The sequence below is a fragment of the Flavobacterium sp. genome (genome assembly GCF_031423415.1).
In the GTDB taxonomy this organism is placed as follows: domain Bacteria; phylum Bacteroidota; class Bacteroidia; order Flavobacteriales; family Flavobacteriaceae; genus Flavobacterium.
The window spans coordinates 29,677-44,011 of record NZ_JANPFL010000190.1; the positions used below are offsets into that span (position 1 = coordinate 29,677).

The window sequence follows — 14,335 nt, forward strand, 5'->3', positions numbered from 1 at the left end:
ATTGTTAATGACAAGACCTTTCAATGTGTTTTTATGGATGCAAATGTAACCATCTTCTATTCAAAAATTATTGCAATTTAAAAAAATTAATTTCCGAAATTATATCGCAGTGTAAACCCAGATCGAACATTTGTCAAAGGAAAAGAAGTTGATACAACTGCTTGCGAAAAAGCATGATCGTAATAGAAAATCGCAGTCAGATTTTTACTAAAGGAATAATCGGCAGTCAACTTCAATGACCAAATGTCTTGTCCACCTGCTAATTGATTGTTGTCATAATCTAAATATCTGACAATCGTTTTATTGTTACGATACGAAAAATCAGCTTTTAAAATAACATCACTCTTTATAATTCCAGTCGCATTATCGGCAAGTCTCGACGAAAAAACTACATCTTTTATGCGATAACCCATTCCTACTACATATTCTGTTCCTTTGACTTCAGTCAACAAATTATTGTCAAAACTCATCGATAATGCGCGGTCTCTTTTGATTTCAGTTAAGATTTTTAGCGAGCTTTTCAATTCAAAATCCATTCGAACAAGTGGATTAAACTGCTCTACTAAATTGACATTAGACATAATGGTTTTGTTGTAGAAATTGCCACTTAAATCTACTCCATTCGGATTTTTGTCGTATTCGAAATTCGATCTAAAAGCATTTATGGTGTAAGAAGCCCTATAATTTTGTTGCAAAGAGAACCGTTTGAAATTCTTTTTGAAGAAATCGTAACGCATCAAACCGTTGTACTTGATAGACCAGTTTGGTACTGGAAAACTTTTAAAAATCCCCGTAGAAACAGTTGAAGCACTCTCGCCAGAATAGGCTGCTAAAAAAGCAGGTAATAAAACCGCCTGATTGTTTTTTCCGAAGCCTTTTGGGAATCCATCGTTTGAAAGGGTTATTCGCCTTTCTGGATTGTTAGGATTTGCTAAATTATCAATTGGTACTCCAGAGTTTTCAGCAGGAAGTGTACTAGCGTCATATCTTGGAATTGTAGTTCCATATTGCACGGCAGCTAATCGATCCGCCACCAGAAGTCTATTGTTTCTAAAGTCATCAAAAACAGCCGATGTGTTTTCGTCACTCGCAGAAAAAGAAGTTTTGATTAAAATGGTCGAAATAGAAAACATACCATAATTGTATGGCGATCGTGGGTTATAATCCAAAACCCCATCATTATTTTGGCTATCCGAAACATCATATTGTTCTGAAAAATTTTTAGAATACGATCGGTCTAATGATAAATCTATTTTTAAATCAGGTAACAAATCGATATTGACCGTTGACTTAAATACCTCGTTGGTAACTTGAGTGTAATTTTGATTAAACTCTTGATATGAAGTAAGCCAACCATTCTTGGCCGATTCATATCTCACATCGTCTTGACTTCCAAAAAGAAATCCGATTGTCGGTTTTGAACTTCCAAAGAATCCAATTCCTGGCGTATATCCCGGCAAAACTGTACCGCTGCTTTTAGTGTAATTGGCTTGAATGGTTTTTACACTGGTTACTATTCCTATTATACCATTCATAAAAGTGTTTGTTTTGGGTGCCAAAACTTTGGTATTAACAATTTTTTCGCCTGGTTTTGGAGCTGCGGCTTTAGGCTTAGCTTTATTTTGGTCACTTTTTGTAAGTCCGATATACTTATAAAACAAATCCATATTCATATTGGCATTTAAATTATGTGAAATGGCATTTTGAATTGTATTTCCTAAATTAAAAGAATTTCCATTATCATCAACATAATTAGATAAAGCTACTGATGCACGTTGCCAACTATAATCACCTGTATAGGAATAATTTGCTTTTATAAAACTAAATACAGGTATCTTGTCTAGCGGAATTTCATAATTCATCACCAATTGTTGCATGTGTTGATTGGCTTGTCCCACATCCAAATACGTATCCCAAATGGTTAAATCATCAATTGGAACATTATCGGAATTCAAATAGTTTTTGACAATATTATTGGACGAGGCAGTGTAATTAAATTTCAGGTTTTTAGTCAAATTATAATTGAATCCATAATTGTAATTGAACGCATAATTTCTGCGATATAATGGATCTAATCCAATTCCTTCAACATCCACTTGCCTGAACTGTTGGCGGTTGTATTGTCTTAGAATATTAGTGCTAAAATTGATATTCGTAGGTAAATAATTGAAATTGAAATCGCTCAAGGCTTTCCAGTAGGAACTTTTTTTTGTAAATTTTGATTTCTTGAACGGCTCGATTGGTTTAGGCTGAAAGCTAAAAGCATAATCAATTGCAGTACTAGATTCTTGATTGGTAAATTGTTCGATTTCATAATCATGGCGTTCTACTTCATTAAAAGACTGAGAAAACGTAAAATTTTCCACATCATAAATCCGCTGCTTTTGTTCAGCACCTCTATCTTTTCTTACTCCAATAAAATTGATGCTTTTTCTTTTGGTATAATCAATTGCTCTATTTTTGATATTATCCCTTTGGGCTTTATCGGTTGTGTTGTCTAACAATTGTTTTAAAATGATGTCGGCATTGAATGGGTCATACTCTGGAGTAATAGTTTCTTCTCCGATAGAATAATTAAACGGAATATTGATTTTCCATTTCGGCGGTAATAACTTCCCTAAACTTAAATTGGTAACAATATTGTATTGTTGAGTATCTTCACGGTTTCTATCGTTTGGCCCTTGTTCTATCCCTCCAAACCCAATAGTGCTTTTTCTTCCTGAAGCCGAAATAGTTGCAAAGTCAGCAAGATTAGTATCCACATTCAATACCGCTGCCATACCTGAACTATTATCCATATCGGCAACACGAAGCTCGTTGAACCAAACTTCCCCTTTTAAGTCTAGACGTTCATAATTTTTTACGCCTAACATTAAAGTCCGAACCAGACCAAAATTAGGATTTCCTTTTATACCTAATTTTAATTTGTTAGTTTTTCCCGATAATGAAGGGTCAAGTTCATCTTCGTTTTGATAGTAGATTCCGTCAGCTGGCAAAGTACTTGGGTCAATACTCATCGCTTGAATTTTTAGCTTTGTCAATAATGACAGTGCCAAATCGATTTCGTTTTCGGCAGGCCAAACGGATTCTGAACTTAAAGCAGCACAATTTACTCCCACTGAAGAAGCGGGTTGCGTTATTTTTAATGGTATTTCGATTTGATAAAAATTCTGAGTAAAGTCATTTCCAAAACGGATAAAGCCTGTCATTTGATTATCCTCAAGAGTAATTTCGTTTGGTAAAGATTCAGCGTGCAAAAACATTTTTAACTTATTGAACTGTCGCATATCAACACTCACGTTTTTAAACACCGCTCTAGAATCTTGGGGTTCTAATCCTTCGCCTGAAACTCTAAGTGACAGTGACTGCTCATTTTGATTGATAACGGTATTACCGCTATACAATTGTTCTCGTTGCACTCCAGGCGGAATGATATAATTTATAGGGCATCTATCATTATTTTCTTGAAGATTTACTGCTAATACATCAAGTGTTGTGTTGTCATCATTTGGATTAGCGTCACTTGGATCTAATGTATTTGTATATCTTCTCCAATCACCTCGAACTAAATCTAAAGCACCAAAACGAACAGTAACAGCATCGCTGAAACCGGTCATAAATAGTCTCATAAAACGAATGGATCTAAAATCGGATATATTTCCTATAGTATTTTCAGGTTGAGCAACAGGGATTTTAAACTGAATCCATCGTGCATCAGTCACTTCCCCATTGTCCATTGTAATTTGAGTGTTTCTAATATCGGTAATATAATTTTGCCCTACGGTCATATTGGGTTTCATATCAACACTATATTCGTAATAGGCATTAATGGTGTTCATTGTATTATCCCTGTTGATGTCCTCTACATCTGGTTCAGCAGTTGCTGCTCGATTAGCATCGTTTATATCAACTGCAGAGTTGCCTTCCACACCGTTATAATCTCGATATCGATCCACAATTCCTCCTTTTACATTTAAATAATACTTATAATCATCTGCTGCAGGATCGGGTTCTGAAGCATAATTGGCATAAATAGCAGCTTCTTTAGACCCTGGCAAACCGTCCAAACCTAAATCTTGATTGGTTCGATTTGCGGCATTGACATCAAAGGCGTAAATTAAGGACTGTGAGGCTGGAACATCTCCCCAAATGGGTTGCGGGTTTACTTTTACTTGATCTGGACCTAATCCGTTTTCATATTGTTTTCGTCCATCTTTCAAAATGTCTTCGGATATTTCTCCTAAATTAAAATAAATTTTCCCTGTATTGACCTTTGGAATTTCGCCTACACCAACATACGGATCTAAAACCCAAAACTGAATATATTCTACATTTCCTTGTTCGAAATTGGTTGAATTCAAAGAACGCATAATTCCTCCAAAATTATCCTTAGGATTGGCGCCAACATTCAAAGCATTATTGTACATCCCTCTTTCCACTGGATAATAAGTCAAATCTAAAGTATTTACCACTTGCGATTGTCCTTGAGCAATATCTGTTAGCGGATATAATTCTTGGCTAAAAATTCTTCTAGTGATATTTGAAGACAAATCATCATTTGAAATTCCCGCAGGCTTAGAAGTAAAAAAAACAGGGTCGATGGTGTACCAAGATAATTTAGCTCGTTTGAAACCGTAACTCAAATCATTGGCATTGGCATTAAAATCATAAAGACTTTCACTGTCATTAAGAGGGGTTGATGACAATTTCCAAGCAAATGGAGAACGCATATCAATGGTAGATTGCGAACCCTCAAAATCATCTACATAAATGGTTGATTCCCCCTGAAAACTATTTCCCTTAGGATTATCTGGTTTCAAAAATGCAACTTCTCCTCTCACTGAAAGATTAGAAGGAGCATCGGTATCCATATTGGGTAATTTGTTTACTAATCGGGTGAAAAACGGAACTTCTGTTGAATAATTGCCGTTGAAACCAAACATACTATTGTTTACAGCTTCTTGTCCAAAACTAGATTTTTGGGTAAATGGTCTTTCACTTAATTTTAAGAAAGTGGCGCCCAATAAAAATTTATCCGAAATTTGATGTTCTACATAAATACCAAAAAAACGTTTGGTTTGTTGACCAAAGATGGAATTGTTTTCTAATGAAACGCTAATTGGCGTATTAGAGGCTTGCAGTGATGGATCCAAAATTTGAACTCTTCCCAATTGGTAATTGACACTATAATCGATGCCTTCAACCAAAACTCTTCCGCCAGCTGTCACTATTACAGAACCTCTCGGCACATTGAAAGCTCCAATAGGAATTCCATCACCACCTGTAGATTTGTATTTTCCTCTTAACAAGAATTTGTTTTTATCGCTGTCTTGCAAGGCTCCAGCTTGTGTATTAGCATACATACTTCGGAACACGTATTTCTTTTGATTCGCATTATACGTGCCAGCGTCCTTATAATTTTCTCCAGTCCCATTAGACAATTTTGAGAATAAAAGTTCTCCAAAAGGCTCTTTATTGGTAAATATAATTCGACCGTTTTGTGTATCAATAGTTAATCCTTGCATAAAATCGAAGAAACCATCTCCACCAGCTTGTGGATCGTTGTTGAAATTCAATTTGTCTAAATTAAAGACTTTAAGTAAAGGTGTTTCGGCCACTTCATTTCCTTGTGTTGGATTTGCTGGAAAACTACTTCCTGCTACTGGCGTGATATAATTTATGGGCGAAGGATCAGTATAAAGAATATTGAATCTAAAATTTTCTTGTTTTAATTGATATGCTCCGGGAATTTGATAAATATTTTTCATCATCAAGTTCCAAACAGGATTTTTAACATTAGTCAAATTACTTTTCAACATTTTCAAAATCAAACTCTGCGAAATAATGGCTTGATCGGCAGGTGTGGTTCCGGTAACCACCGTTGCATCAACCCCGTCATTTCCAAATTCCCCTACTTGATACACTTGGTCTCCAATGGTGTATTGATAGGCAACAGCAAGAACTTCGTCATTGGCAAGACGTTGCTGCAAGGAAATGTATCCCAATTGTGGATTAAAGGTGTATTCGTTCGCCATTAATTTTCTAGCATTTTCTAACTTAGAATAATCTGCTCCTTCATTTACAGTAGCATTAAAACCAGAGCCTGACGTAGCAATTTCACGAATATTGTTATTTAACAAACTAGCTGCTAGACCAATTCGTTCTGGATCATACTTATTATTCTTGTTGTCTGACGGATAGGGCTTTTTCAAAGGAACTGGTTGATCTGTAAAAAAATCTGGAGGAATAGGGTTTACGACTACTACCTCATTCTGTCCTCCAGGGATTGGCACACCAGTATTGTCTATTATCTCGCCTTCGCCTAAATCTTGAATTGCAATGATATTCCTTAGATTATTATTGGTGGTAGTAACTCTATTTTGTCTATTGGTCACCCAAATTTCCAACCTAGTTATTTGAACTCTACTATTGATAAATGGATACTTTTCTAAGGCTCTATCGTAATTGTTTCTAAAGTATTGCGAAAGGAAAAAATGTCTGTCATTGTCATAATCCAAAGCAAACATTTCAAAGTCTTGAACTGTTCCGCCACCTTCAGCAACAACAGTTTTGGTCTCCGATTTTTGTTCTGAGAAAACACCTGTTATACTTGTTTTTCCAAACTGCAGTTTAGTTTTCACCCCAAACAAACTTTGTGCTCCTTTTATCAAAGCACTATTCGACGGCATACTTACGTTACCAACCTCTATTTTTTGAATAATATCGTCTTCGGTCGGTGTATATTCAAGCTTAATTAGATTTTGAAAGGCAAAAGTGGACTGCGTATCATAATTGACATTTGCATTCAGTCGGGTTCCTACTTTACCCATCAAACTCATACTAATTCTTTGATTAAAATCGAAAGCAAGTACCGATCTATTTCTCGGGGAAAAGGCGGGATTGTCTTGTTTTGTGTAGCGTATCCCTAAATCCATTTCGATAGATCCAGTTGGTTTTATATCGATCGTATTACTTCCGAAAATAGTTTCAAAAAGCCCTGATTTTATGTAATAGCGCGGTAATAAATCTTTTTTAGCCAAACTATCACCACCTTTTTTTCCATCTATAGCATCTAGTTTATCTTTAAAATAGTTGCGCATCGATTCTTTTCTTACCCTATCTTCAAATTCTTTTGGAGATAAAATAGAAGGATAGTTTGCCGGGAAATCGCCAATAGTTTTAGACAAGATATACATTCCCGTAGTTGGGTCAAAGGAATACGCGTTGACAATACTTTTTGGATCTTTAAGATTGATTTTTCCGGTTGAAAATCCCGGCGGAATTGTATCTTGAGTTACCGGATTTACTTGAGCACGCGATACAAAACCACAAAATAAAATCAGTATAAGCACACCTATTTTATGCACGTATGGTCTCTTTTGTAAATACTGTAATTTCAACTTTTATAAGTTTTTTAAAGCCTGCTTGATGATAGATTCAACTGAACTTTCTGGGGCATCTTTAATTATTTTTTCTACAACTCGTTCCGAAGTTTTCCGCACAAAACCCAAAACCTCCAAAGCAGATAACGCTTCATCTCTATTTGTATTGCTTTGTGACATCGAAACTTCGTCTAAATCATATAATTTTAGTACTTTGTCTTTTAAATCTAGTATTACTCTTTGAGCAGTTTTACTGCCAATTCCTTTAATGGATTGAATCGTAATTACATCGCCTGAGGCAATTGCATTTGTAATTTGCTTGGGGTCTAATGAAGATAGCATTGTTCTAGCAATACTTGCACCAATTCCAGAAACCGACAATAATAATTTGAAGATTTCTCTTTCTGATTTTTCTACAAAACCAAATAAAGTATGGGAGTCTTCCTTAATTTGAAGATAGGTAAAAAGTTTAACAAAATCAGTAGCTGGAAGTAACGAGTAGGTATGCAACGAAATATTGACATCATATCCTACGCCACCACAATCAATTACTACTTGAGTTGGTGTTTTTTCTACTAATTTCCCTTGCAAATGCGCTATCATACTATATTATAAAAGTGTCCAAATATACCAAAACTCACCCAAATTTTTGCCAACTTTAACTAAGTCCTGCTTTTAAGTAATAAATATTTTACTTTTTACTTTTTTTCTTTTCTAGTTCTTGAGCATCGATTACCGCAACTGCGGCCATATTTACCATTTCTTCTACACTAGCGCCCAATTGAAAGATGTGTACCGGTTTTCCCATTCCTAACATTATTGGCCCGATGGAATCAACTTGATTTAATTCTTTTAAAAGCTTATACGTAATATTGGCAGATTCTAGATTTGGAAAAATCAAGGTGTTAACTTTCTTGCCCGCTAGTTTAGAAAATGGGAATTTAGCTTTCAACATTTCAGGATTTAAAGCAAAATCAGCTTGAATTTCACCATCAATAATCATTTCAGGATGATGTTTGTGTAAGTATTCGACGGCTTCTCTTACTTTAGTTGCGCTATGATTTGTAGAAGACCCAAAGTTAGAAAAAGAGATCATTGCAATGACAGGAACCACACCAAATAATTTCGCCACATTAGCGGTCATGATGGCAATTTTGGCAAGTTCTTCAGCAGTTGGATTAATATTAATTGCTGTATCAGACAAAAACATTGGGCCACGACTGGTTATCATTAAGTTTGTTGTGGCTACTAGCGAAACACCTGGCGCTTTTTCAATAAGTTGTAACATCGGTTTTACTACAGAGGGATAACTTCGTGAATATCCACTGACCAAAGCATCTGCTTCTCCTTCATTGACCATCATAGCTGCAAAATAATTTCTTTCTCGCATTAGATTTTGTGCGTCAAATAACGAAATCCCTCTGCGTCTTCTGGTTTCCCAGTAGGCCTTGGCAAATTTATTTTTTCTGGCAACTTCCTCTGGCATTTTTGGATCAATAATTGGAACATCGGCATCAAAACCTAGTTCGTTTTTTAATTCTAAAATAACATCTTTTTTTCCTAACAAAATAGGAAATCCAATGCCCTCTTCATAAACCACTTGAGCTGCTTTCAGCACATCGATATGATCTGCTTCGGCAAAAACAATTTTTTTAGGGTCGGTTTTAGCTCTATTAATTAGCATTCGAACCATTTTGTTATCACTTCCCATACGTTCGAAAAGCTCTTCTTCATATTTTTTCCAATCGTGAATTGGATGCTGAGCCACACCTGAGTCCATTGCAGCTTTCGCCACTGCTGGTGCAACGACAGCGATCAATCGAGGATCAAAAGGAGATGGAATAATATAATCACGACCAAAAGTCAATTTTGTGGCGCCATAAGCAATATTTACTTGCTCCGGAACCGTCTCTTTGGCTAAAGCAGCGAGAGCATAAACAGCTGCCATTTTCATTTCTTCATTTATTTTTGTTGCTCGTACATCTAGTGCTCCTCTAAAAATATAAGGAAATCCAAGAACGTTATTCACTTGATTAGGATGGTCTGAGCGACCTGTTGCCATAATGACATCTTTTCGGGTGGAAATAGCAAGATTATAGGCAATTTCTGGATTCGGATTTGCCATTGCAAAAACGATGGGGTTATCTGCCATTCCTAACAACATTTGTGGCGTCACGATATCTCCCGAAGACAAACCTAGAAAAATATCTGAACCAACCACGGCTTCTTCAAGGCTCATTGGTTTTTTATCTGTTGCATATTGTAATTGCATTTCCGATAAGGTTGGGTTATCCTTTGTTAAAACTCCCTTGCTATTAAACATCAGAATATTTTCGACCTTTAGCCCCAGTAAAACATACATATTGGCACAAGCCAAAGCAGCTGATCCAGCTCCAGAAACCACCATTTTTAAGTCTTCAGTTTTTTTACCCGCTAATTCTACTGCGTTTATTAGCGCTGCCGACGAGATAATTGCTGTTCCGTGCTGATCGTCATGCATTACTGGAATATTCAATTCTTCGACTAATCTTCTTTCTATTTCGAAAGACTCTGGTGCTTTTATATCTTCAAGATTGATTCCCCCAAAAGTGGGTGCAATGTTTTTTACAGTTTGAATGAATTCTTCCACATCTTTAGTCCCAACTTCAATATCGAATACATCGATTCCTGCAAAGATTTTGAACAACAATCCTTTTCCTTCCATTACTGGTTTAGACGCTTCAGGCCCAATATCTCCCAGTCCTAAAACTGCAGTTCCATTAGATATTACCGCAACAAGATTGCCTTTTGAAGTGTATTTATATACATTGTTAATGTCCTTGGCAATTTCTAAACAAGGTTCGGCAACTCCAGGTGAATAAGCTAAAGAAAGGTCTCTTTGGGTTGCATGTTTCTTTGTTGGAACGACCTGAATCTTTCCAGGTTGTGGTTTTGCGTGATATAATAATGCTTCTAATCGTTTGCTATTCTTATCCATTTTATACAATTTATTTCAGTAACAAAGATAACAACTTGAATCAAATAGACGACTTTTGAACATTCATTTTTCATCCGTATTTTTCTGCTAAAAAAACAGCCGCAAATTTTGCGGCTGTTTTTCTATTCTGTGTCATGTAGTTACGATTGCGTGCCACTAATATAAGAATCTAAATGCTGAATCGTTTCTTTTTGTATGTCAATAATGGATTTTACGACATCTCCAATAGAAATAATTCCTACAATTGTTTCATGGTCTAAAACCGGTAAGTGTCTAATTTTTTTGGTGTACATCAATTCCATACAATAGTCTAAGTTATCACTAGGTTTTACAGTTATAACCTGGCTTGCCATAATTTCTTCTACCAATGTTTCTTTCGACGATTTATCTTTCAAAACGATTTTCCGAGCATAATCTCTTTCAGATAAAATTCCTTTCAAAATCGTATCTTCTACTACTAAAATAGCTCCAATATTTTTCTCGCTCATACTAACTAATGCTTCATATACTGTGATTGACGGCAGTACTGAATACACTTCTTTCCCCTTTACCGCTAATATTTGATTTACTGTCATAATAGAATAAATTAATTTGAAGCTAAAATTAGGAAAAAAAATGAATTAACCAACATCCAATTCAAATATTTAAAAACAAAACCATTGAGGATGAATACTTTTCTTGTAAAAACAGCTGCTTTACAAAGGTTTATCAATCCAATCTATACTAATTGCTGTTGCAAAATGGGGTAAAGTTTGGACTTTTCCACAAACGATTTAAAAAAATCTACTTCTTCACAAATCGTCCAAATCGGCGACCAACTTTCAGGATATAAATCCCTGAAGACAATGCGCTAACATTAATAACGGTAGCGCTTAGTTTTTCAGAGCGCATTTGTCTGCCACTTAAATCATAAATACTGACCGCAGCATCTTCCAATCCAGTTCCATCGAAGCTTAGTTCATGGCGCACCGGATTAGGATAAACAGTCAAAAGGTTCAATGGGTTATAAGTATATATCGGATTAGAAAGCGTCGAAAACTCAAAACTAGCACTTACCGGTAAATGATCCGAAGTTGTGTTGCGATAATCAATGATGTTTTCTGTTACGGCTATCTCTTGAGCAGTACTGTTCAAAACATAATTTCCAGACAGTTCATTGGTGAACATAATATTATCAATCAACGGACCATTCGAATAGGCATTATTCAAATACTGTGTAGTACCCGTATAATTCAATGTGTCGTCTATAAAGTTTTTATAAGGCGAATCCGTACAACTGCAAACAGCACTCGAAGTTCCAATAAGGTAATCATTGTAGTCGCCAATCAAAAGTAGGTTTTTGGTGCTATAGTTACTGCCGTCAAGAATGGTTTTCAATGCCTGCGAAGCACCCAATCTGCGAGTGTAATTCATCGGATCCTGAGTGTTTTCAGCCTTCGCATGGATGTTTATAATAGTTAAAGGCACCAAGTTACTGCCTGCAACAAGGTTTAGGTTGAACACCGCAGGATACCTGCCACTCGACCAGTTGTAATAATACGAATTGCCTTGCGCCGCATTACCACTGCTTAACAGACTCGAATTCACGTACTGCACTTTTGCTTTTTTATAAATAATAGCTTGTCTTTGGATACAGTTGAAAGCCTCTATATATTTACCTTCCCAAACGTCATTACCCATACTATTTACAAGCTCCTCGATAGTCAAGGTATTAGCAACTTCCTGAATACAATAAACATCCGAGTTCATCGCCAGCATGGCCGCCGCCACATTGCTAAGCTGCAAGTTTTCATCGGTAGGGCCAAAAGTGGTGCAACCCAACCATTCGGTATTCCAAGTGGTGATTTTAAAACCAGCCGTATTCGAGTTTACCGGACTATCAGCCGTAACCTTTACATTTTTCAGTTCCCAAGTCGCGCTTTGGCTTGCACTACTCTGATAGCGAAAAGCAATTCGAGAGGTGGCCGACTTAGCTGCTTCTGGAATACTAACATCCCCCGATGCAACATACATCCATCCCACAGTAATATCTTGGTTAAAGCCCGTCAATTCTATCCAAGTCGTTGTAACAGGATCACCAGTATAGTTCGCTGTTGCAAAAACTTTATACCAACCTTCGGCAACACCCACATTCACAAACGGAGTGCTACCACGCGCATGGCTAAATGTAAGCTTGGTATTGGTGGTTTGCGCCAAATTCATAGCCGGACTAACCAACCAATCTTCGTTTTCGTAATTTAATCCAGCCGAATACCCACTACAAACTGCACCATAGCTAGAACTAAAAGTCCAATTTTGTGTGCCAATAACACTAACGGGCGTAAACAAATTATAACTAGCTTGGGTAAGCATCGTCTGGTCAAAAATAGTGATTTGTGCACGTGATTCGTATGTGCCAAACACAAAAAGCACAAGCAAAAGAGTATGCCTGATAAAATTATTCATAAGTGTGGGTATGGTAAAGATGAGCCTCTCAGAATTGCCAAAAGAAGTAGTAAGCATATTATTTGTTGGACAAACATACAAATTAAAAACAAAAGCAGCAACCCTATTAAAAGCAAATAGACAAAACAGAAATTACCCAAATCCCCCACTCGATGCAGACTCATTACATCTACAAAACTCTAAATGGAATCGATTGTCCTGCGCAAATGCACCGACTTTGCTCCTAGTAACACGATCAAACCTAAAATTATTTTCTATCCATAATTATTGTATTTCCATAAAAAAATTTGGCTTCAAAACAGCAAAAATCGTAGGGATTTTAGTCTTATCATAGCTATCAGGTTTTAAAGTAAAAAACAATTTTAAATCTAAAAACTAAATGCTTTTGTAGAAATGAATCAAATTTTGTAAAAGATGAATTATTTTTTGTTTTTCATAATAATTTTTTTAATTAAACCGTAAAAAATTACAAAAGATATTCACACGGACTGAAAAGATATTCACACCGACTGAAATTTTTCTACTACGGACTTAAAATCTGCTATTACGGAGACGAAATTTGCTGTTAAAAACAAAAAGAATATTAATACAAAGTGAAAAATTATTTCATTTAAGAGAAAATTTTATAGTAAATAGTCAAAATCTGAATGTAAATAGTTGGAAAATATATATTTACTAAAAAAATTGCAAGAGTTTTGGATCGATGATGACAAACTGATGGAAGAATAAATTTGTAGGAATTAGGTTTTAAGTTTTTTTTATACATTTGGGAAGTAAAACAAAATAAAAACAAGCGTATAACATACCTGTTTGGAATAAACAATGGTTATTTTAAGCGCGTATAAAGTAATTAGCCTTCAGTCTAGTGGAACGCAGAAAAAGCGAAAACATAATTATGAAAATAAGATTTTTAATTTTCCTTTTAGTAGTTTATGGTTGTGAAACTATAACAAAAAAAAGTGTTTCGAAAAACTCAGAAATAGAAAAGCCAGCGCAGAAGAAAATCGAAACCGAAAATAGAAAGTTTTTTGTTGGAGATTTTGATAACGATAAAGTTAATGACACTGCATTTGTAAATTATAAATGGAATATTGATACAGATGAAATTGAGTGTGGAAATTATAATTGTGATATAAATATTGAATTTAAAAAAACCATTCCAAAAATAAGCTTTTCACAAAGTTTAGGAATTGTTGTTGCGAAAACTGAAGATGTTAATAATGACAACGCAAATGAAATAATAGTTTTTTCTCGAACAAATGAAGGTATGTGGAATAACATTTCCGTTTGGTCTTTTAAAAACAAAAAATGGAAAGAGATTGGAAAAGCTAAGGCTTTCATAGGTAATGACAATGATTCTGAAAACCGAGTAATTAAAGAAAAAGGGAAATATTATTTAGTCATTCCTTAAAAATGAATTAACAATTTGATTGTTAATAACTTGTGATTAAATTCAGTTGAAAACAGTACTTTTAAATCGCCAAAAAGTGTATATTTCGGTATAAAAAAGTGGCAATATGTTAGGCAAAAT

Annotated in this window: 6 protein-coding genes; 1 reads left to right on the top strand and 5 read right to left on the bottom strand. The window is 35.4% G+C overall.

Features of this window, described 5'->3' with window-relative positions; genetic code table 11:
- Positions 1 to 86 precede the first annotated feature (86 nt).
- From sprA to RMO83_RS16295, 5 genes are all read right to left on the bottom strand, one after another.
- Entirely contained in the window at positions 87 to 7,367 is a 7,281-nt protein-coding gene (gene sprA / locus RMO83_RS16275; RefSeq protein ID WP_310560761.1) for a cell surface protein SprA, read from the bottom strand.
- Positions 7,368 to 7,403: 36 nt separating this feature from the next.
- Positions 7,404 to 7,985, bottom strand: a complete 582-nt coding sequence (gene ruvA, locus RMO83_RS16280; RefSeq protein WP_310560756.1) for a Holliday junction branch migration protein RuvA — start codon at positions 7,983 to 7,985, stop codon at positions 7,404 to 7,406.
- Positions 7,986 to 8,073: 88 nt separating this feature from the next.
- A complete protein-coding gene (locus RMO83_RS16285; RefSeq protein ID WP_310560757.1) occupies positions 8,074 to 10,359 on the bottom strand; it encodes an NADP-dependent malic enzyme in 2,286 nt (761 codons plus the stop codon).
- A gap of 140 nt (positions 10,360 to 10,499) precedes the next feature.
- Complete coding sequence (locus RMO83_RS16290) at positions 10,500 to 10,934, bottom strand: CBS domain-containing protein (protein WP_310560758.1); 435 nt, start codon at positions 10,932 to 10,934, stop codon at positions 10,500 to 10,502.
- Between the two features lie 208 nt (positions 10,935 to 11,142).
- Positions 11,143 to 12,804, bottom strand: coding sequence for a T9SS-dependent choice-of-anchor J family protein (locus tag RMO83_RS16295; RefSeq protein WP_310560759.1), 1,662 nt, complete (start codon positions 12,802 to 12,804; stop codon positions 11,143 to 11,145).
- An 895-nt stretch (positions 12,805 to 13,699) separates the two neighbouring features.
- Here RMO83_RS16295 and RMO83_RS16300 point away from each other — a divergent pair.
- Positions 13,700 to 14,215, top strand: coding sequence for a hypothetical protein (locus RMO83_RS16300; RefSeq protein ID WP_310560760.1), 516 nt, complete (start codon positions 13,700 to 13,702; stop codon positions 14,213 to 14,215).
- Positions 14,216 to 14,335 lie beyond the last annotated feature (120 nt).

Excerpts from the sequence above, each read along its gene's own strand:
- ruvA (WP_310560756.1), bottom strand. The coding sequence starts at position 7,985 with ATGATAGCGCATTTGCAAGGGAAATTAGTAGAAAAAACACCAACTCAA.
- RMO83_RS16285 (WP_310560757.1), bottom strand. The coding sequence starts at position 10,359 with ATGGATAAGAATAGCAAACGATTAGAAGCATTATTATATCACGCAAAA.
- RMO83_RS16290 (WP_310560758.1), bottom strand. The coding sequence starts at position 10,934 with ATGACAGTAAATCAAATATTAGCGGTAAAGGGGAAAGAAGTGTATTCA.
- RMO83_RS16295 (WP_310560759.1), bottom strand. The coding sequence starts at position 12,804 with ATGAATAATTTTATCAGGCATACTCTTTTGCTTGTGCTTTTTGTGTTT.
- RMO83_RS16300 (WP_310560760.1), top strand. The coding sequence starts at position 13,700 with ATGAAAATAAGATTTTTAATTTTCCTTTTAGTAGTTTATGGTTGTGAA.